Below are 20918 nucleotides of genomic sequence, written 5' to 3' on the forward strand. Positions count from 1 at the left end.
GCGATTACTCGCCCTTGTTGCCGAGCTGTTCGCGCAGCAGCGCGCCCAGCTTGGTGGTGCCACTGGAAGCATCGGCCGCCGCACGGTTGTAATCGGCCAGCGCCTCGGCCTGCTCGGCCTGGTCCTTCGCCTTGATCGACAGCTGCATGCTGCGACCCTTGCGGTCCGTGCCGACGATCTTGGCTTCGATTTCGTCGCCGACCTTCAGCACCTTGCTGGCATCGTCCACGCGCTCGTTCGAGATATCGCGCGCAGAGACGTAGCCTTCGATGCCGCCGTCGAGTTCGACGGTTGCGCCCTTGGCGTCGACTTCCTTCACGATGCCCTTGACGATCGAGCCCTTGGCGTTGGTCGCCACGTACTGACCCATCGGGTCCTGTTCCAGCTGCTTGACGCCGAGCGAGATGCGTTCGCGCTCCGGATCGACGGCCAGCACCACGGCTTCCAGCGTGTCGCCCTTCTTGTAGTTGCGCACGACGTCTTCGCCGGTGGTGTTCCAGCTGATGTCGGACAGGTGCACCAGGCCGTCGATACCGCCGTCCAGGCCGATGAAGATGCCGAAGTCGGTGATCGACTTGATCTGGCCCGAAACCTTGTCGCCCTTCTTGTGCAGGACGGAGAAGGTCTCCCACGGATTCGAGGTGACCTGCTTCATGCCCAGCGAGATGCGGCGACGCTCTTCGTCCACGTCGAGGACCATGACCTGCACTTCGTCGCCGACCTGCACGATCTTCGACGGGTTGACGTTCTTGTTGGTCCAATCCATTTCGGAGACGTGCACCAGGCCTTCGACGCCCGGCTCGATCTCGACGAACGCGCCGTAATCGGTGACGTTGGAGACCTTGCCGAACACGCGGGTGTTGGCCGGGTAACGGCGGGCGATGTTGTCCCACGGATCCTCGCCAAGCTGCTTGAGGCCGAGGCTGACGCGGTTGCGCTCGCGGTCGTACTTGAGCACGCGGACGTCGAGTTCCTGGCCGACTTCGACCACTTCGCTCGGGTGACGCACGCGCTTCCAAGCCATGTCGGTGATGTGCAGCAGGCCATCGATGCCGCCGAGGTCGACGAACGCGCCGTAATCGGTGAGGTTCTTGACCACACCCTTCAGCACGGCGCCCTCGACCAGCTTCTCAAGCAGCTGCTCGCGCTCTTCCGAATGTTCGCTCTCGACCACCGCACGGCGGGAGACGACGATGTTGTTGCGCTTGCGGTCGAGCTTGATGAGCTTGAACTCGAGTTCCTTGCCCTCGAGGTAGGACGAGTCGCGCACCGGGCGCACGTCGACCAGCGAACCGGGCAGGAAGCCGCGGACGTCCTTGATGTCGACGGTGAAACCGCCCTTGACCTTGCCGCTGATGCGGCCGGTGATCGTGGCGTTGGCCTGGAGAGCTTCTTCCAGCTCGTCCCACACCATCGAACGCTTGGCCTTCTCGCGCGACAGCACTGTCTCGCCGAAGCCGTTCTCGATCGAGTCGAGGGCGACCTTGACTTCGTCGCCGATGCCCACGTCGATTTCGCCAGCGTCGTTCCGGAACTGTTCGATCGGCACGATGCCTTCGGACTTGAGGCCGGCGTTGATCACCACGACGTCGCCGCGGACATCCACGACGGTGCCGATGACGATGGAGCCCGGCTTCAGCTTGGCCAGATTGGTCTGGCTCTGTTCAAACAGTTCGGCAAATGATTCGGTCATTGAAAATTACTCGGTTGAACACACGGGTCGCAGACGGGGGACATGACACTGATCCGGCGACCCACCCGTTGTGCGGTACGAGGATTCGTACCAGTGGATGGAACCCCAACGCACCATGCGATGGGAGTTGTATCTGCCGCGAAAGACGATTCGCTCAGTGCTTCGGCAACAAGGCCAGCACCTGCTCGACGACCGTTTCGATCCCGAGTCCGGTGGTGTCGATGCGGACGGCGTCATCGGCCGGTCGCAACGGCGCCACGGCACGCTGGGCGTCACGGGCGTCACGGGCGAGGATCTCCCGCAGCAGACCGCTCAATGTAACGGAAACTCCTTTTTCCATCAACTGCTTATAGCGTCTTTCTGCCCTTTCCTCCGCACTGGCGGTCAGGAACACCTTGTGGGAGGCGTCGGGGAAGATCACCGTACCCATGTCCCGCCCGTCGGCGACCAACCCCGGGGATTGGCGGAACACCCGCTGGCGATCCTTCAGCGCGGCGCGCACCTCCGGGATAGCCGCGATGGCCGAGGCGGCGGCGCCGGCCGTCTCAGTGCGCAGTTCGTCGGTCGCATCCACGCCGTTGACCACTACCCGTAGCTCGCTGCCCACCTCCCGAAACTCGATCCGGGTGTCAAAGGTGCAGCGGACCAAGGCGGCATGATCATCGAGGTCGACGCCCTCCCAGCCAGCAGCCACCCCGACGGCCCTGTACAGGGCGCCCGAATCCAGGTAATGCCAGCCCAGTCGCTGGGCGACGAGGCGGCTGATGGTGCCCTTTCCGGAGCCGGAGGGGCCGTCGATGGTCAGTACGGGAATGGGGTCGCTCATCCGTTCATTATGCCGACGCGGGCGAGCCCAATCCCGCGCGCCGACCCGTGGCGCCTCCTTCGCCGGTGCAACCACTTGATCCGCCGGCAATTTGTCCTCTAGAATTGCGGGCTTCGTTTCGCTCCACCCGTCTTTCACCCATTTCGTCCGAGGTCTCTGTCATGAAGGTCCTGTCCTCCCTGAAGTCGGCGAAGGCCCGTCACCGCGACTGCAAGGTCGTTCGCCGCCGTGGCAAGGTCTTCGTGATCTGCAAGTCGAACCCGCGCTTCAAGGCTCGCCAGCGCTAAGCGCCAGCGTTCCAGGTTCGACGAAAAGGCCGCCGCAAGGCGGCCTTTTGCGTTTCCGGCAAGGGCCGCCGGCGTGCAAAACCGTGACGGCGTCTTGCTGCCGACTTCTGCACGCTTGTGCGTACAATCGCCCGTCCACTGGGGAGTGCCACGCTATGAATGCCCGTATTGCCGCCATTCCGATGTTCGCCCTCCTGGCCCTGGCCGGCGCTGCTTCGGCCCAGACCGAGACCCAGCCCGCCGAAGTCGAGACCCAGCCTGCTGCAGTCGAGACCCAGCCGGCCACTACCGAGGTCCAGACCAGCACGCTGCTCATCGAGCGCGTACAAGAAGAAAACAAGGCGAGCATGCCGGTCCGCGGCCAGACCATGGCCCAGGTCGAATCCAAGTACGGCGCGCCGTCGGAAAAGCTCGACCCGCGCGGCGGCCAGAAGCGCCAGTGGCCGATGATCAATCGCTGGGTCTATCCGGCCTTCACGGTGTACTTCGAGAAGAGCAAGGTAATCGACGTCGTCGCCAACAAGGCCGATGCGCAGGAAATCGGCCCGAAACCGCCGATCAAGTAATTCGCATCCCCGCGCGACGGGGACAAAACTCATGAATCATCCGACGGCGGGTATCATCTCCCGCCGTTTTTATTGCCCCAATACCCAATGAATCCTGCCCCTCCTCGCTTCCCCGCGGAATGGGAACCGCAGTCCGCGGTCCTGATTGCCTGGCCCCATGCCGAAACCGACTGGGCCGAACGCCTGGGCGAAGTCGAGGAAACCTACATTGCCCTGGTCGCCGCCATTACCCGCTTCCAGCCGGTAGTGATCTGCGTCGCCGATGACGACCTGCAAACCTACGCGGAAGCGCGCCTGCGCTCTGCGCGGGTGGACCTGTCGCGCGTGCGCTTCGTGCCGGCCGAATACGACGACACCTGGCTGCGCGATTCCGGCCCGATCTCGTTGCCCGACGGCAGCGGCTTCCGCCTGCTGGATTTCCGCTTTACCGGCTGGGGCGGGAAATTCGAGGCCAGTCGCGACGACCAGTTGATCGAGCGCCTCGATGGATTGCGACTGTTTGTCAACAGTTCACGCCAACCGATTGATTTTGCTTTGGAAGGCGGGGCCATCGAGACCGACGGCGACGGCACCTTGCTGAGCACCTGGCAATGCCTGCACGAGCGCCATCCGGATGCCTCCCGCGAGGAGATCACCCGTAAGCTGGCCGGCTGGCTGCATCAGGACCGCGTGCTGTGGCTCGACCACGGCTACCTGGAAGGTGACGACACCGATGCGCATATCGACACCCTCGCCCGCTTTGCCGCACCCGACGCCATCGTCTTCCAGGCCTGCGACGATCCGGCCGACTCGCATTACCCCGAGCTCAAGGCGATGGCCGACGAGATCGCCGCCCTGCGCACCCGCGACGGCCAGCCGTACCGGTTGTTCCCCCTGCCGTGGGCCAAGCCGGTGATCGACGGAGGCCGTCGACTGGCGGCGAGCTATGCCAACTTCCTGATCATCAATGGCGCGGTGCTGATGCCGGGCTACGGCGATCCGGCCGACGCAGAGGCGCAGGCGGTGCTTGCGCAGGCCTTCCCGGACCGCGAGATCATCGCGGTCCCCTGCCGCCCACTGATCTGGCAGAACGGCAGCCTGCACTGCATCACCATGCAGCTGCCGGCGGGCCTTGTGGCCTAGCAATTCCGCTCGTGCGGAACGCACGTCCTGCACCCATCCGGCGCACGAGGGGCAAACCCGCCGTGCGCATCGCGCCGACTACAATCGCGCCAGCCATTTAGGGAGCCGCATCGGTCATGAAGAAAACCAGCCTGCCCGTTGCCCTGGTCCAGGAGCGAAACCACGGCGATGCCGATGCCAACCTGACGGTCATCGAGGCCCGCGTCGCGGAGGCGGCCAAACGTGGCGCGCGACTGGTCCTGCTGCAGGAACTGCACAACGGCCCCTACTTCTGCCAGCACGAGAGCGTCAGCGAATTCGACCTCGCCGAGACCATCCCCGGCCCCAGCACGGAACGCCTGGGACGACTCGCCAAGCAGCATGGGGTGGTGCTGGTCAGCTCGCTGTTCGAGAAGCGCGCGACGGGCCTCTACCACAACACGGCAGTGGTCTTTGAGAAGGACGGTTCGACGGCGGGCAAGTACCGCAAGATGCATATCCCCGACGATCCGGGCTTCTACGAGAAGTTCTATTTCACTCCGGGCGATATCGGTTTCGAACCGATCAACACCTCGGTCGGGCGCCTCGGCGTGATGGTCTGCTGGGACCAGTGGTACCCCGAGGGCGCGCGCCTCATGGCGCTGGCCGGGGCGGAGCTGCTGCTGTACCCGACCGCGATCGGCTGGGACCCGGATGATGCCCAGCCCGAGAAGGATCGCCAGCGCAACGCCTGGATCCTCAGCCATCGCGGCCACGCGGTCGCCAACGGCCTGCCGGTGCTTTCCTGCAACCGCATCGGCCATGAGGCCTCGCCCTTGGGCACCTCCGGGATCCAGTTCTGGGGCTCGAGCCATGTGCTCGGCCCGCAGGGCGAATTCCTGGCCGAAGCCGGCCAGAACGAGCCGGAAATCCTGATGTGCGAAATCGACATGGAGCGCAGCGAGCATGTCCGCCGGATCTGGCCGTTCCTGCGCGATCGCCGCATCGATGCCTACGGCGACCTGCTGAAGCGCTATCGCGACTGACGCCCAGCCGACCGACGAACGGCAGAATAAAAACGAACGGTCGTGCTATCTTCGCTGCCGTGAACGCATTGACGGCAACTACCAAGGGCGCAGCAACCCGCGACGCGATCGTCGAACGCGCATACGAAATGGCGCGTCTCTCGGGCGTGGAAGGCCTCTCCATCGGCCCGCTGGCCCAAGCGGTGGGGATGTCCAAGAGTGGCGTGTTCGCCCACTTCGGCTCGCGCGAGGAACTGCAATTAGCGGTCATCGAATCCGCGGCCACGCGCTTCGGCGAGGCCGTCCTGGGCCCGGCGCTCGCGCAGCCGAGAGGGCTGCCGCGCCTGCGCGCGATCATGCACAACTGGTTCGAGTGGGTCCGCTCCACCAACCGCGGTGGCTGCGTGCTGATGAGCTCGGTCACCGAATACGACGACCGGCCCGGCCCGCTGCACGACCAGGTCGCGCGCAATGAAGCCCGCTGGCGCGATGTACTGCGTCGCGCCATCGAACTCGCGATCGACTGCGGCCACCTTCGCCCCGGCGACAGCGAGCAGTACGCCTTCGAGCTCTACGCGATTCCGCTGACCGTCCACCACCAGTCCGGGCTGTTCGGGTACGACCACGCCCGCGCCTTGGGCGAACGCGCCGTCGAGCGCTGGTTCGCCGCCAACTCCGCCTGATCTCCCACGAGGTATCCGCCATGGCCGCCGTCACGTCCAATCGCTCGCCTTCGATTAGCACGATCGTTCGTAATGTTTTGCCGCTGTATGCGGTTCGACTCGAGTTCCTGTTCGGCGCCTGGTTCGCGCCTGAAGTGGTGGTCCGCAAGGCCGCCCGGCTGTTCACGAAACCGTTCGCGTCGTCACGCGCGCGCGCCTTGGCCGCGCCAACCTTCGACGCCGCCGAACTGGAACTCGAGATCGACGGCACCCGCATCCACGCCTACGTCTGGGGCGATCCCCACCAGCAGCCGTACGTGTTGTTCGCGCACGGTTGGTCCAGCCATGGCACGCGCATCGCGTCGTGGCTCAAACCGCTGCGTGACGCGGGCTATGCCGTGGTTGCCTTCGACCAGGCCGCACACGGGCGAAGCGGGGGCATGTATACGACCCTGCCCGACTTCACCTGTCACCTGCTTGCGGTCGCCCGCCATTTCGGCCCTGCGGCCGCCGTAATCGGACACTCGCTTGGCGGTGCGGCCAGCGCGCTGGCCCTGGCGCGTGGACTACAGGCGGAACGCGCGATCCTGATTGCCCCCGCCGCCGATCCGCTCGCGGCGGTTGAACGCTTTTCGCGCTTCGTGTGGCTGGCTGGCTATCTGGGCCGGCGCATGTTCGCGCGCTTCGAGCAGGCCATGCGCTTTGATGCCGACGACCTGCAGGCGCACAACAACGCGCCCAGGATCGGCAGGCCGGCGCTGATCGTGCACGACGTCGAGGATCGCGAAGTGCCATGGTCCGAAGGCGAGCGTTACGCACGCTTCTGGCATGAATCGCGGCTGCTGAGCACCCAGGGCCTCGGCCACAACCGCATCGCTGACGATCCCGGCGTGATCGCGGCGGCCATGCGTTTCCTGCGTGGCGAGACGGTCGGCGAACGCGTGGTCTCCAGCCCCAACCTGCCCTACGGTTTTGCCTGAACCGACGTTCCCGCAGGAGGGCGTCCACGCGGACAGCGGCACGGCGGAACGACTATGCTGCGCGGCCGCCGGTAGAAATGCCGGCGTTCCGCCGCAAGCCAGATCCGTGATGACCGCTGAAGCCTCCGCAACTCCCGACGCCTTCCTCGCCACGCAGCCGCACGCCATCGTCGAACGTGACGGTGTCCGCTACACCCTGCTGGGAACCGCACATGTGTCGCGCGCCAGCATCGACGCGGTCAAGGAAGCCATCGGCACCGGCCGCTTCGACGCCGTCGCGGTCGAACTCGACCCGCCGCGCCTGCAGGCGTTGACCGATCCGGAGGCGCTGGCGAAGCTCGACCTGATCCAGGTGATCCGCACCGGGCGCGTGGCCATGTTTGCCGCCAACCTCGCGCTCTCGGCCTACCAGCGCCGCCTCGCCGAGCAACTCGGCATCGAGCCGGGCGCGGAACTCAAACAGGCCGTGCTGGAGGCGCGCGAGCGCAACCTGCCCGTCCACCTGATCGATCGCGAGGTCGGCCTGACCTTCAAGCGCGCCTCGGCCAAGCTCGGCTTCTGGGGCAGGATGAAGCTCGGCAGCGGCCTGGTCGCCAGTCTCTTCGCCGACGATGAAGTCGGCGCCGAAGACATCGAGAAGCTCAAGCAGGGCGACATGCTGGAAGCCAGTTTCAGTGAGTTCGCCAGCAGCAGCCCCGAGCTTTACGAAAGCGTGATCGCCGAGCGCGACCGCTACATGGCCGCGCGCCTGCGCGAGACCAGCGGCGATGCACGCGAAGTGCTGGCCGTGGTCGGCGCAGGACATCTCCAAGGCCTGGCCCGGCACCTGCGCGAGGAAACCCGCGATCCCGAAGCCTTGCGCACCGAACTGGAAACGGTGAAGGCCAAGCGCCGCGTGCCGTGGGTGACCCTGGCGATCATGGCGCTGATTCTTACCGGCATCGGCTGGGGCTTCTGGCACGGCGGCTGGGCGGTCGGCGCGGATCTGCTGAAGCAGTGGGTGATGTTCACCGCCGGCTTCGCTGCCCTGGGCTGCATCCTGGCCGCGGGCCATCCGCTCAGCGTGCTCGGTGCCGCGCTCGTCGCGCCGCTGAAGCCATTCCGTCCCGGCGTGCCCACCGGCGCGGTCACCGCGCTGATCGAGGCGCAACGTCGCAAGCCCGCTTATGGCGACTTCCTCGCCCTGCGTGAAGACGCGCAGACGCTCCGCGGCTGGTACCGCAATCGCGTCGCGCGCGTGGTGCTGAATTTCCTGCTCACCAATTTCGGCACCATGATCGGTGTCTGGCTGGCGGGACTTCGGATCGCCGCCAAGCTCGCGGCCTGAAGCCTCCTGGCACCGACCACAAAAAAGCCGGGCTCTCGCGAGTCCGGCTTTTTGCTTGTGGCGACTGCCCGGAACCGGCCGATGGCTACTCCGCGCTGATCGCCGTCACCGACGCACCCGGCAGCGTTGCGTCCCGCTTGCCGCGTGCTCGGGCGATGGTGCGGGTGGTGCCCGCACGCAGGTCGTCGAGCATCGCGTAGATCGTCGGCAGGAACAGCAGGCTGACGACTGTCGAGAACGCCAGGCCACCAGCGATCGCACGGGCCATCGGGTAGTACGCAGGACCATTGCCGCCCATCTGCGTGCCGCCGATCGCGATCGGCACCATCGCCAGGATCGCCGTGCCCATGGTCATCAGGATCGGACGCAGTCGTTCCTTGCTGCCCTCGACCAGCGCCTCGGTCCGCGACAGGCCGCGGCGGCGCAGGTTGTTGATGTGCTCGATCATCACGATGCCGTTGTTCACGACCACGCCCATCAACACCAGGATGCCGATGAAGGCCATGATGTTGAACTCGGTGCCCGTGAGCCAGAACAGCCAGAACACGCCGAACACGGAGAACAGCACGCCGCTCATGATCGCCGATGGGAACAGCAGAGACTCGAACACCGCGGCCATCACGATGTAGATCAGGATCAGCGCGATGAACAGGTTGAAGAACATCTGCTTCATCGCCTCGTCGTCGTCGCCGAAGCCGCCGCCTTCGAAGGTGTAGCTGTAGCCCGCCGGGAACGAGACCGACTTGAGCACCTCCTCGATGGCCTTGCGTGCATCCGGCATGGTGACCTTGTCCGGCAACCCGGCCGTGATGGTCAGCGTGGTCTGGCGATTGGCCCGCTTGATCGACGTCGCGGCCGGCCGGACTTCGACATCGACCATGGCCAGCAGAGGCACGTTGCGGCCGTCCGGGGCGCGCACGGTGAACGAGGCGATGTCCTCGACGCCGTACTTGTCCGCGCCGGCGAACCGCACCCATACCGGCACTTCGCTTTCACCGCGGCGGAACTCGCGCAACGGCGCACCGCGCAGGGCCAGGCCTACGAACTGCGACACCTGCTGGGCGCTGAAGCCGAAGGCGGCCGCGCGTTCGCGGTCGACGCGTACGTTGAGCTCGCTATTGGTATCGCCGATGTCGACGCGGACGTCGCGCAGTTCCTTGCGCTTGGCCAGGATCGGCACGATGTCGCGCCCCAGGTCTGCGAGCGTCTGGGTGGAATCGCCGACCAGGAACACCTGGGCCTTCTGGCCCGGCCCACCGCCACCGCCCGGCCCGCCCTGGTCGCCGGCGCCGATCGTGGCGCGCGCCGACTTCGGCAGTTCCTTGCTGATGGTGTCGACCAGCGGCTTGATCGCACCGGCGTTGTCGTCGAAGGTGACGCGCGTACCGGCGAAACCCTGCTCGCTGTACCAGGAATAGACCTGCTGGATGTGGAAGCGCTTGCGGTTGGCGTCGAAGAACGCCTCCACGCGCTGGACCTCGTCCGACATCTGTTCCTTGGTGTAGCTGCCGTTCCACTGGTAGTAGAACTCGGTCTCCTTGCCCTGCTCGCCGCCGAACATGTTCACCTTGGTCAGCTTCATCGGCACGAAGCTGACGAGGATGATCAGGATGATGCCGAGGATGCTCTTGCCGCGATGCTCCAGCGTCCAGCGCAGGAAACGGGCATAGCCTCGTTGCAGGCGCGGAATCAGGCCACCTTCGCTGCGGATCGCCGGGGGCGTCTTGAGACGGGCGGAAATCATCGGGATGAGGCTGACCGCCACCAGCCACGACGCCAGCAGCGACACCGAGATGGTGATCGCGATCTGCGACATGTAGATGCTGATGAAGTTGCGGTCGCCGAACAGGTTCGGCACGAACACGATGCAGTGGCAGAGCGTGCCCGCCGACAGCGCGATTGCTACATGGCGCGTGCCCAGGATCGAGGCCAGCCGCGGCTGGTCCGGCATCTTCTCGCGTTCCTGGTAGATGCTTTCGACCACCACCACGGCGTTGTCCACGAGCATGCCGACGGCCAGCAGCAATCCCATCATCGAGAGGATGTTGAGGGTCACGCCGGTGAAGTACATGAAGCCCAGCGTCATCACGAAGCAGATCGGGATCGCGAGGGTCACCATCAGCGTCGACGGCCAGTGGCGCAGGAAGAAGAACAGCACCGCGATCGACAGCAGCAGGCCGATGCCGCCGGCCTCGGCCAGCTCCAGCAGCGACTTGGTCACGTTCTCGCCCTGGTCCTCGATGATCTTGACCTGGACACCCTGCAGTTCCGGCTCCTTCTGGATCGCCTTGACCTCGTTCAGCGCGTTCTTCGAGACATCGACGAGGTTGGCGTTGCGCTCCTTGAAGATGTCCAGGCCCACGGCAGGATGGCCATCGAGCCGGCGTCCCATGTCCATGCGCGCAGGCTTCAGGCGGACATCGGCGATGTCACCCAGCCGCACGCCCTTGGCGACGACCAGGTCGCGCAACTGCTGCAGGTCGGTGAGCTCGCCCACGGGCTGCACGCGCAGGCGACGCCCGCCGTCCTCGATCTCGCCGGCGGACACCGAGAAGTTCAGTGCCTGCAGGCTCTTGGTGAGGTCGTTCAGGCCGATGCCGTGCGCGGTCAGCCGGTCCGGCTGGATCGCCACCTCGACTTCGTTCGCCGGTGCGCCGGAGATCTCCACGCGGGCCACGCCGGGAATGCGTTCCAGGCGGCGCTTGAACTCGCGTTCGATCAGGTCATAGGCATTGACGAGGTTCTGCGACTGGCTGGCCAGGCGCACGCGCAGCACGGGCTGGTCCGTGGTGGAGAACTTGAAGACGAAGTAGCGCTGCAGGTCGGTCGGCAGGTCCTCGCGGATGGCGTCGATGCGCTCGCGCGCTTCCGACGCCGCGATTGCGACATCGCGGTTCCAGTCCTTGAACTGCATGAAGACCTGCGCGCCGTCCGCCTTGGCCTCCGAGTCCATGCGCTTGATGCCGCTCATGGTCGACATCGCCTCTTCGACCGGGCGCAGCACGGTGCGCTCGACTTCCTCCGGCGTCGAACCGGCATACGGCAGCTGCACGAAGATGAAGGGCGGCGAGACCTCGGGGAACGCCTCCAGCGGGAGGCGTACCGCGGCAATCAGGCCGACGACGAACAGCGACACGAAGAACATGATCGCCGTGACGGGACGCTTGATGCTCAGCTCTGCGACGCTCATGCGGCTTCGCTCCCGCTGATGACGGTTGAAGGGAGGGAGGCGTACGCAATCATCCTGCCGCCTCCGGATCCGCATCGATCGCGGCTTCGGTCTCGGCCTTCTCGCGGCGCGCACGCAGTCCGCGTTCGCGGTAGTAGGCGTCGGCGCGGCGGTCCAGCAGGTCGTATACGACCGGGATCACGACCAGCGTCAGCATGGTCGACACCAGCAGGCCACCGATCACGGTGATCGCCATCGGCGAGCGGACTTCCGCACCTTCGCCGAACGCGAGCGCCAGCGGCAGGAAGCCGAACAGCGTGCACGTGGTGGTCATGATGATCGGGCGCAGTCGCGAGCGAGCGCCCTCGATCAGGGCATCACGCTTGGCCACGCCGTCCTCGCGCAGCTGGTTGACCTTGTCGATCAGGATGATCGCGTTCTTCACCACCAGGCCGACCAGCAGGATCAGGCCGATGAACACCACCACCGAGACCGGGGAACGCGTCAGCAGCAGCGCGAGCACCGCGCCGACCAGGGCCAGCGGGATGGTGAAGAGGATGACGAACGGATGCAGCAGCGACTCGAACTGCGAGGCCATCACCAGGTAGACCAGGAACACCGCCAGCCCGAAGGCGAACATCAGCGACTTGACCGACTCGTCCAGCTCCTCGCCCTGGCCGCCGATGTGCATGCGGACGTCGGCGCCGAGCGGCTGGTCGTCGACCATCTGCTGCACTTCCTGGACGGCACCGCCCAGGTCGATGTCGCGCAGGTTGGCCGACACGATGGCCACGCGCACCTGGTCGGCGCGGTGGATCTCGCTGGGCCCGGTGGTCGCAATCACGTCGGCGACGGAATCGAGCGTCACCGGACGTGAACTGCCCGGGTTGACGATCAGGTGGCGGATGCTGTCGACCGAGGCGCGATCGGACTCCTGCGCACGGACCAGCACGTCGATCTTGCGGTCGCGGAAGCTGTAGCGCGTGGCGACGTCGCCGCGCACCTTCTTCACCACCACGTCGGCGATCTGGCGCGTGGTCAGGCCCAAGGCCGCGGCGCGGTCCTGGTCGAAGCGGATCTGGATCTCGGGGAAACCCTGCTCCACCGTCGACTTCACGTCCGCGTAGTGCGCGTTCTTGCGCAGCATCGCGGCCATCTGCTGGCCCGCACGCTCGATGGTTGCCAGGTCGTTGCCGCTCAATTCGATCTCGAGCGGCGTGGAGAAGCTGAAGAGTTCCGGCCGGGCGAAGTTGACCTGGGCATTGGTATGCCCGGCCATGGTTTCGCGGAGGCGTTCGGTCTCGGCCGCTTCGATCTGCTTGCTGCCGCCGTTGGCCATCACCACCGTCAGCTTGCCGATGTTTTCGCCGCTCTCTGTGGGATTCGCATCCAGCCGCGTCCCGCTGCCGCTGACGCCGTACAACACCGAGATGCCGTCGTCCTTGGCATGCTGGCGCTGCAGTTCGCGCACCAGCTCATCGGTGTCGCGCAGCGGCGTGCCCGGGGGCAGCTTCACCGTCATCTCGAAGCGGTCCTGGGCCAGCTGCGGGATCAGGTCGGCGCCCAGCATGGGCACCACGGCCAAGGTGAGGAGGAATACCGCGGTCGCCGAACCCAGCACCAGCCAGGGCTTGCCCAGCGCGGCCGGCAGCAGCTTCAGGTAGCTGTTTTCGGCGCGGTGGTACGGGGCCATGGCGAGGTCGCTGGCCTTGCGCATGACCGGACCGACCACGGCGCTGAGCCCGCGCCAGATCCGCACGATCACCCAGGCGATGCCGAAGAAGCCGCCACGCGATGCCGCGCCGATGCCGTGTTCGACCGCGGCAACGGGCTTGAGCACGCGCGATGCGGGCTGCCACTTCGGGTGCGGCGCTTCTTCCGGGAACGACATCGGGGCGCGGCCCTTCAGGGCGCTCAGCATCGGGATGAGCGTCATCGCCACGACCAGCGAGATCGCGATCGCCAGCGCCACGGTCAGCGCCTGGTCGCGGAACAGCTGTCCGGCGATGCCTTCCACGAACACCAGCGGCAGGAATACCGCGATGGTCGTCAGCGTCGACGCCACGACGGCCATGCTCACTTCGCGCGTGCCCTGGATCGCCGCGTCGAGGATGCCCAGGCCGCGTTCGCGCGCCTTGGCGATGGATTCGAGCACGACGATCGAGTCGTCGACCACCAGGCCCGTCGCCAGTGCGAGCCCGCCCAGCGACATCACGTTGAGGCTCAGGCCGAGCTGGTCCATGAAGAAGAACGTCGCGATGATCGACACGGGCAGCGACAGGCCGATCACGAACGTGCTCCAGCCGTCACGCAGGAACAGGAAGATGATCAGGATCGCGAGGAAGCCGCCGATGACCGCATCGAGCTTGACGTCGCTGATGGCGTGGCGGATGAACTGCGACTGGTCGTCGATGGTGGTCAGCTCGACGTCGGCCGGAATCTGGTCCTTCAACTCCTTCAGCCGGGCCTGGATGGCGTCGGCAGTGGCTACCGTATTCGCGTCGCCTTCCTTGTAGATCGCCAGTTCGACCGCTTCCTTGCCGGCGAGACGGATGATGGCCTCGCGTTCCTTGTGGCCCTGGCGGACTTCGGCGATGTCCTTCAACCGCACCGGCATGCCGCCCGCAACCGTACTGGAGCCGCTGGAGTTGGCGCTCTGCACGGATTGCGCCGCAGCCATGGCGGCTGCGTTGCCCGTCGCCGCGGCCACCCGCGCCATTTCGGCGGCTGCATTGGCGGCCGCACCGCCGCCCGCGGCCTGCGTGGTCACGAGCATTTCGCGGATTTCATCCACGGTGGCGAACTGGTTGACGGTCCGCACCAGGTAGCGCTGCGAACCTTCTTCCAGGCGACCGCCGGAGATGTTGATGTTCTCCTGCTGCAGGCGCTGGATGACGGTCTCGATCGGCAGGTTCAGCAGCGCGAGCTTCTGCTGGTCGATGTCGACCTGGATCTCGTCCTCGAGGCCGCCGCCGACTTTCACCGCGGCGACGCCGTCGACTGGTTCCAGCTTCTTCTTGAGGTCTTCTTCGGCGTAACGACGCAGCGCACCGAGCGAACGGACGGAATCACCTTCGAGCTTCGAGGTCAGCGCCAGGCGCAGTATCGGCTCGGTCGACGGATTGAAGCGCAGCAGGACCGGCTTCTTGGCCTCCAGCGGCAATTGCACGACTTCCATCTTGTCGCGCACTTCCAGGCTGGCCTGGTCCATGTCCGTGCCCCACGCGAACTCGAGCACGACGTCGCTCTGCCCCGTGCGCGATACCGACTTGAGCTTGCGCAGGCCCTTGACCACGCCGACGGCCTCTTCGACGGGCTCGGTGATCAGGGTTTCGATTTCCGTCGGCGCGGCACCGGTGTACTCGGTGCGCACGGTCAGGGTGGGATAACTGAGGTCGGGGAGCAGGTTGACCTTGAGGTTCGACAACGCGATGAAGCCGAACAGTACGAAGGTGATCGTCACCATCGCCACCGTTACACGGCGGCGAGTGGCGAACTCGATCAAACCCGATGAGGCTTGCGAGGTATGGCTCACGATTGAAGCCTCCGGTTAGCGCTGCGCAGTGGCGGTCGCGGGAGCAGCGGATTCCGCCTTGGCGCCCGGCTTGCCGATCACCTGCACGTCGGTGCCGTCGCGCAGCGCGGACTTGCCGGCGATCACCACCTGGTCGCCCTGCTTGATGCCGCTGCGGACTTCGGCCCATTCGCCGTCCATGTAGCCCAGCTTGACCGGCACCCGGGCGCTCTTCTTGTTGCGCACGACGAACACGGCCGGGTCGGCCTCGTCTTCCAGCAGTGCCGCGCGCGGCACCACCAGCGCGTCGGCGCGCTGGTCGTAGTCGATCTTGATGCGGCCGAACATGCCCGGGCGCAGCGCGGCGCCGTCAGCGAAGGCGCAGACCACGCGGAACGTGCCGCTGCCCGAATCCACCACCGGCGCGACGCGGTCAACCTTGCCGGTGAAGGTCTTGCCGGGCAGCGCGTCGACCGCGAGCTGTACCGGCAGGCCGGATTTCAGCGTCGCCAGTTCGCGCTCGGGGACGTTCAGCACGGCCTCCAGGCGCGACACGTCGACGATGCGCATGATGGGCGTGTTGATCTGCACGAAGTTGCCCGACTTGATCGAGCGCGATGCGATCACGCCGGAAATCGGCGCGGTGACATTGGCGTACTCGAGTTCGAGGTTGGCGGCCTTGTTGGCGGCCCGCGCGTTCTCGAGGTCGTAGCGCAACTGGTCGTTGTCGTTGGCGCTGATCAGCTTCTGGTCGGCGAGCTGGCGCGAGCGGGCGTAATTTGCCTCGAGCTTGCGGAGTTGCGCGGCGCTCTGCGCGGCAACCAGGGCGGTACGGGCGGAGTCGAGGCGGACCAGGGTCTGGCCGGCATGCACGTACTGGCCTTCCTCGACCAGCACCTGCAGGGCGACGCCGGACACCTTGGCGATCACCTGGGCCTCGGCCCGGGCTTCCAGCGGCGCCGTGCCGGTGTAACTGGCGGCAACCGCGCGGCGCGAGGCCTGGGCGACTTCGACCGGAATCGCTTCCGGTCCCTTCTTCTTCGGATCCTTGCCATCGGCGGCGGCCTCGCCGCCGCCACCCTTGCAGGCAGTCAGGGCCAGGGCCCCGGCCACCAGCAGGCTGGTCAACACGACGGGCACCTTGGAAAAGGTCGGGCGGAATGGGGTCTGGCGCATGGAATCGGTCCCTGGGGGCAAGCGGTTGAACGGCGTTTCCCGGCTGTCTTCTGGCTGTATGCCGGTGTTGTATGTAGGTATATCACCTGCCTGTACAGCAGCCATCCGCCGAAGGTCATGGTGACTGCCGCCACGGAGCCCGCGCATCGGCTGGTCGGCCGCACGCGGGCCTCCACGTTTGCCGCGGCGGTAGTGACATGGATGCGGGACGGGGCGGTCCGGTTGCATGGTTTCGCAGCCGGCTGACTGCGACATTTCGTCGGATCGGCACGCACCGCTATACTTGCCGACTTGTGCGCCTCCGGGGACAACGGAGCGGCCGCACAACCCGATTCCACCAACAACAGCCTTACGAGAGTGCGGATTACATGATGCGACCGCTGATGATCGCCGCCTGCCTCGCCCTGACCACGGCCGTCGCCTTTGCCGACGAACCGAAGCAGGACCCGGCCACCACCACCGCGGCGACGCCCGCACCTGCCGCGGCCGCCGCTGCCGCCGCCCCGGCCATCAAGGGCGATGCCGGCGCTGGCAAGCAGCTCACCTACACCTGCCAGGGCTGCCATGGCATTACCGGCTACAAGAACGCCTACCCTAGCTACCACGTGCCTCGCATCGGCGGCCAGTCGGAGCAGTACCTGCTCAACGCCCTGACCGAATACAAGAAGGGCACCCGCAAGCACCCGACGATGCAGGCCCAGGCGCAGAGCTTCTCTGACCAGGACATCGCCAACATCGCCGCCTACCTGTCGACCTTGAAGTGAGCAGCCATCCCATGACGAAGAAGATTCTCGCCATCGCCCTGCTCACCGCAGCCGTCGCCCTGGTCGGCTGCAGCAAGTCCGAGGAAGCCAACGCCGAAGGCGCAGTGGCCGAGGAAGGCGCGCACGAAGCCAAGTCGTCGTCGGCGGGCCTCCCGGCCGGCGATCTTGCCGCCGGCGAGAAGCTGGCCCGGGCCAAGAACGCCAAGACCGGCCAGGCCTGCGTGGACTGCCACGGCGCCGAGGGCAATGCTCCGATCGACGCCACATACCCGAAGCTTGCCGGCCAGTACGACGATTACATCGCCCACTCGCTGCAGGGCTACCGTGACGGCAAGCGCGAGCACGCGCTCATGTCGAGCCAGGCCGCCGGCCTGACCGACCAGCAGATCGCCGACCTCGCCGTCTACTTCGCTTCGCGCGCCGGCAACCTGCGCGACCTGCACGGCGTCGAGTAACAGCACCGTGTTTGGAAAAAGGCCCGCCATTGGCGGGCCTTTTTTGTTGCCGATGCGCGCACTCGTCTAACCGCCGGCCGGCTTCACGCTGCTGTTGTCTTCCTGCAACTCCGGCTTGAACGGAATATCCGGTGGCGGCCGCGCCTCCGCAGGCTGATCGTTGAGGTTGGGATCGGAGATGCCGCAGGCGCCGCCCAAGGCCAGGATCGAGACCACGCACTGGATCTTTTTGCTGGTCCCGGGGATCGGGATCGCCATCTTCTTGATGCCCTTGCGCACCCACTCGGCGAGCAGCGTCTCGTTCGGCCGCCAGTACTTGTCGAACGTCGTCGGCACGTAGTCGGTCGGCTTGCGCTTGAGCCAGGTGCCGGAGCGATCGAGATCGACGATGCGGTCGTCGAGCGTGCCGGGCGGCTGTCCGGTATTGACCGGTTGCTCGCCGAGCCGCGGGCCGCCCTCCGAGTCGTAGAGGCCATGGGGTTCGCCGCGTTGCCCGCCGGGCACGTTGCGCGTCGATGCGCCCCAATCATCGGACTTGGCTGGCGTGGGAAAGCCGCCCGGAGCGGGCATCGGCTTGGGACCCTGCCCCGCTGCCGCCGTCGACGGGGTCGTGCCGGTGGATCGGGCAGCGGCGGCACCGGGAGCCGTCGCGGCCGACTTACCGGTGCTCGCTGCCGAGGTCGAACTGGGAGGCGGCGACAGCGATGTAGCCGACTGCGAGGTCGCCGTCGACGGTGAAGGCGTTGCCGGCGCGGGAACGTCGCGCGTGCGCACGGCGGCTTCGGGGATCCGGACGGTCGGTTGCGTAACGCTGGGCGCCACGACTCTCGGAAGCTGCGGCCGTTCAATTGGAACCGCGACTTCGCGCTGGGCCACCTGCGGAATACGCGCCTCCACCTGCGGCGCCGCGATCGGCCTCTGGACGGTTTCGCGGCGGATCGGCTGGACCGGTTCGGGCACCTCGATCGCCTGCATCGGGGTTGTCGGCACGTTGAGCTCCGGCGGCCGGATCTGCGGCTGCGCGATGCGGGGCGTCGGCGCCGTCAGCACGAAATCCGAACTGTCTGGAGTGGGCGCGCTCACGGCAACGGCCTGCTGTACTGGCGGCGTAGGCGGAACCTGCGGCTCGGGGACTTCGCGTTGCGGCACCTCCGGAAGCGGCGCTTCGACGACTGGCTGCGCGAGCGCGGGACTCGGCGGCTCGGGCCGCGAGGGCGCCGGCTCCGGTTCGGTCGGCGCAGCCGCCGTCGGTTCCGGCACGGATGCGGGTTGGGCTTCCTGCGCCTGCTCCGGTTGCTGCGTATCGCCGCCGCCGACTTCCTCCGGCGCGCCGCGGCCGACGAATTCGATCTGCACGACGTCCTCGCCGCGCCGCTTGGTGGCCTCTTCGACGTACAGCGACTGGGTGTACCAGAACCACAGCAGGAGAATGCCGAAGACGATGTGCCACAGCGCACTGAACACGCCGGCGAACCAGCGCACCTTGCGATCTTCCGGCTCGGGTGCATGCCAGTCCTGCCGCCACAACGTGTTGAACGCCTGCCAGCGCGTGAGCTCGCCGCTGCGCCGTGGACGCTCGGCCAGTGGGCGCAGCGCCAGCACGTCGACGATGGCCTGCGCCGTGGCACCGGTGATCGCGCCGGCGCGCGCGGACATGGACTCGAACCAGCGCTTCCAACCGGGCGGAAACTCGCCTGGCGGGCGGCGAAGGAGATGAGGGTCTACGAGCTGCAGCCGTCGCTGCAGTGCAAGGATCAGGTCAGCGGCGGTGAACAAGCGCCGCGGCCCGCCTACGCCGCGTCTCGCGGGATGTAGGGCGCGGCACCGGTCTCGTGGTCGGTCGCATCGCGAACCGCCGTCACGCCGGGCACCTTCTCAAGCAAGGTCTTCTCGATGCCCTGTTTGAGGGTCACATCCGCCATGCCACAGCCGTGGCAACCGCCGCCAAAGCGCAGCACCACCACGCCATCGGCGGTCACTTCCTGCAGCGCCACGTTGCCGCGGTGCGCGGCAAGCTGCGGGTTGATCTCGTTGTCGATGATCCAACGTACGCGTTCGACCAGCGACGCCGAATCCGCCGGCGCCTGCCCCTTGATCTTCGGTGCGCGAATCTGCAACTGGCCACCGGTGGCGCGGGTCTCGTAGTCGATCTCGGCGCCGTCCAGGTAGCCGGTGCTGGCGGCATCGAGCCACAGGGTGAAACCCTCGCAGTCCACCGCCCATTCATCGCCTTGCAGGTCCCCGGGCTCGACGAATTCCAGCCGTACGTCCGCGCGAGCGGTGCCAGGATTGACCGCCGCCAGGCGCACGCCCAGGCCTGGAAGCGCTTCGCGCTCGATCAGCTTGCGGAAATGATTCTGGGCGGACTCGGAAATGTTGATCATTGCGGCCTTGTGGAACCCGACCGGGGCGCGAGGACCGCTGCCCGGTGGCGATTCGGAAATGTGGAGCGCCGGGCTATTCTACCGGGGTCCACGCGGCCTTAAGCCGCCGCGTGCCTACCCTACGACAAATTCCGATGCGCTTCCGTTCATGCGGCGCGCGCCTGTCGTTCCAGCCCTGGAAGGTAACCATGAGCGATCTCGTCCCCCTTGCCCAAGCCCACTGCCTGCCCCGCCGCGGCAGCGAGCACAAGCTCAGCGCGGCGCGCGTGCGCGAGCTCATGCCGGAAGTCCCTGGCTGGGAAGTGATCGAAGACGGCCATGCGATCACCAAGACGTTCGGCTTCGGCAACTACTACGAGACGATGGCGTTCGTGAACGCGCTCGCTTACATGGCCCATCACGAGGACCACCATCCGGACCTGGGCGTCCATTACAACCGTTGCGTGGTCCGGTTCTCCACGCACGACGTGGGCGGCCTGAGTGAAAACGACTTCATCTGCGCCGCGAAGACCGAAGCCCTGATGCGCTAGGAGCAACCCATGGCCTGCCTGCCTGCATCCGACAATCGCGAACGCAAGCCGCGTCACCGCGCAGGGGCGTGGGTGGCGCTGGCGCTCTGGGCAACCCTCGCCGGCTGCCAGCAGGACGCACCAACACAGGAACCGGCCCCACCCGCTCCAACCCAGCCGATGGCGCAGGACACCCCGCCTCCCAACTACCCGCCGGAACTGGCCTGCAGGCAGATCGGCGGCACCACGGTACTCAACGTCGCGCTGGCGGCGAACGGCTATCCGGTCAGGATCGACCTGGCGGCGAGCAGCGGGAACAAGACTCTCGACGACGCCGCGATCGCGGCGGTGCACGAATGGAAATTCCGCCCCGCCACCGTGCGCGGCAAACCGACGACCAGCAAGCTGCAGGTGCCGGTAACGTTCACCCCGCCCAATCCGCCTCCGGACGAGTGCAACCAGTACCTCTAGCCGCAGAAGACGGCGTCTCGGCCGGTCGCT

18 protein-coding genes are annotated in these 20918 nt (G+C 66.5%); 11 read left to right on the top strand and 7 right to left on the bottom strand.

The window, feature by feature from the left end; translation table 11 throughout:
• Positions 1-4 precede the first annotated feature (4 nt).
• Together rpsA and cmk are read right to left on the bottom strand one after the other, a co-directional pair.
• The gene (gene rpsA / locus BP05_RS03315; protein ID WP_496360388.1) at positions 5-1693 is read right to left on the bottom strand and encodes a 30S ribosomal protein S1; all 1689 of its coding nucleotides are present in this window, start codon (positions 1691-1693) and stop codon (positions 5-7) included.
• A 154-nt stretch (positions 1694-1847) separates the two neighbouring features.
• Complete coding sequence (gene cmk, locus BP05_RS03320; protein WP_496360390.1) at positions 1848-2519, bottom strand: (d)CMP kinase; 672 nt, start codon at positions 2517-2519, stop codon at positions 1848-1850.
• A gap of 161 nt (positions 2520-2680) precedes the next feature.
• On the opposite strand from cmk, the gene ykgO reads away from it, so the two are divergent.
• The 7 genes from ykgO to BP05_RS03355 all read left to right on the top strand — a co-directional run bounded on the left by ykgO (position 2681) and on the right by BP05_RS03355 (position 8446).
• Entirely contained in the window at positions 2681-2806 is a 126-nt protein-coding gene (gene ykgO, locus BP05_RS03325) for a type B 50S ribosomal protein L36 (protein ID WP_010342887.1), read from the top strand.
• Between the two features lie 155 nt (positions 2807-2961).
• On the top strand, positions 2962-3372 hold the full coding sequence (locus BP05_RS03330) for a hypothetical protein (protein ID WP_496360398.1): 411 nt from the start codon (positions 2962-2964) through the stop codon (positions 3370-3372).
• A gap of 87 nt (positions 3373-3459) precedes the next feature.
• Positions 3460-4494 (top strand): agmatine deiminase family protein, encoded by a 1035-nt coding sequence (locus tag BP05_RS03335; RefSeq protein ID WP_496360399.1) that lies wholly within the window; start codon positions 3460-3462, stop codon positions 4492-4494.
• Positions 4495-4610: 116 nt separating this feature from the next.
• Positions 4611-5498: a carbon-nitrogen hydrolase gene (locus BP05_RS03340; RefSeq protein ID WP_496360401.1), complete on the top strand. Its 888-nt coding sequence runs from the start codon at positions 4611-4613 to the stop codon at positions 5496-5498.
• 59 nt (positions 5499-5557) lie between these two features.
• Positions 5558-6160, top strand: coding sequence for a TetR/AcrR family transcriptional regulator (locus BP05_RS03345; protein WP_496360402.1), 603 nt, complete (start codon positions 5558-5560; stop codon positions 6158-6160).
• 20 nt (positions 6161-6180) lie between these two features.
• Positions 6181-7119 (top strand): alpha/beta hydrolase, encoded by a 939-nt coding sequence (locus tag BP05_RS03350; RefSeq protein ID WP_496360404.1) that lies wholly within the window; start codon positions 6181-6183, stop codon positions 7117-7119.
• 109 nt (positions 7120-7228) lie between these two features.
• Positions 7229-8446, top strand: coding sequence for a TraB/GumN family protein (locus BP05_RS03355; RefSeq protein ID WP_496360406.1), 1218 nt, complete (start codon positions 7229-7231; stop codon positions 8444-8446).
• Positions 8447-8531: 85 nt separating this feature from the next.
• Here the strand turns inward: BP05_RS03355 and BP05_RS03360 are convergent, their stop codons facing one another.
• Genes BP05_RS03360 through BP05_RS03370 form a run of 3 tightly spaced genes read right to left on the bottom strand, consistent with a single transcriptional unit; the run spans position 8532 to position 16305 of the window.
• Positions 8532-11636 carry an efflux RND transporter permease subunit gene (locus tag BP05_RS03360; protein WP_496360408.1) on the bottom strand — a complete coding sequence of 1035 codons (3105 nt, stop codon included), beginning with the start codon at positions 11634-11636 and terminating at the stop codon, positions 8532-8534.
• A gap of 49 nt (positions 11637-11685) precedes the next feature.
• On the bottom strand, positions 11686-15153 hold the full coding sequence (locus BP05_RS03365) for an efflux RND transporter permease subunit (RefSeq protein WP_496360639.1): 3468 nt from the start codon (positions 15151-15153) through the stop codon (positions 11686-11688).
• A gap of 12 nt (positions 15154-15165) precedes the next feature.
• The gene (locus BP05_RS03370; protein ID WP_496360410.1) at positions 15166-16305 is read right to left on the bottom strand and encodes an efflux RND transporter periplasmic adaptor subunit; all 1140 of its coding nucleotides are present in this window, start codon (positions 16303-16305) and stop codon (positions 15166-15168) included.
• 371 nt (positions 16306-16676) lie between these two features.
• Between BP05_RS03370 and BP05_RS03375 the strand changes: the two genes are divergently transcribed.
• Both BP05_RS03375 and BP05_RS03380 read left to right on the top strand, forming a co-directional pair.
• Positions 16677-17069, top strand: a complete 393-nt coding sequence (locus BP05_RS03375; protein WP_496360412.1) for a c-type cytochrome — start codon at positions 16677-16679, stop codon at positions 17067-17069.
• An 11-nt stretch (positions 17070-17080) separates the two neighbouring features.
• Complete coding sequence (locus BP05_RS03380; RefSeq protein WP_496360414.1) at positions 17081-17524, top strand: c-type cytochrome; 444 nt, start codon at positions 17081-17083, stop codon at positions 17522-17524.
• Positions 17525-17590: 66 nt separating this feature from the next.
• Here the strand turns inward: BP05_RS03380 and BP05_RS03385 are convergent, their stop codons facing one another.
• Positions 17591-19180, bottom strand: a complete 1590-nt coding sequence (locus BP05_RS03385) for a hypothetical protein (protein ID WP_496360416.1) — start codon at positions 19178-19180, stop codon at positions 17591-17593.
• 134 nt (positions 19181-19314) lie between these two features.
• On the bottom strand, positions 19315-19908 hold the full coding sequence (locus BP05_RS03390) for an NfuA family Fe-S biogenesis protein (protein ID WP_496360418.1): 594 nt from the start codon (positions 19906-19908) through the stop codon (positions 19315-19317).
• A gap of 188 nt (positions 19909-20096) precedes the next feature.
• Here BP05_RS03390 and BP05_RS03395 point away from each other — a divergent pair, with 188 nt between their 5' ends.
• Together BP05_RS03395 and BP05_RS03400 are read left to right on the top strand one after the other, a co-directional pair.
• Positions 20097-20438, top strand: a complete 342-nt coding sequence (locus BP05_RS03395; protein ID WP_496360420.1) for a 4a-hydroxytetrahydrobiopterin dehydratase — start codon at positions 20097-20099, stop codon at positions 20436-20438.
• Positions 20439-20447: 9 nt separating this feature from the next.
• Complete coding sequence (locus tag BP05_RS03400; protein WP_496360422.1) at positions 20448-20888, top strand: energy transducer TonB; 441 nt, start codon at positions 20448-20450, stop codon at positions 20886-20888.
• Positions 20889-20918 lie beyond the last annotated feature (30 nt).

Source organism: Lysobacter oryzae DSM 21044 (genome assembly GCF_059568595.1).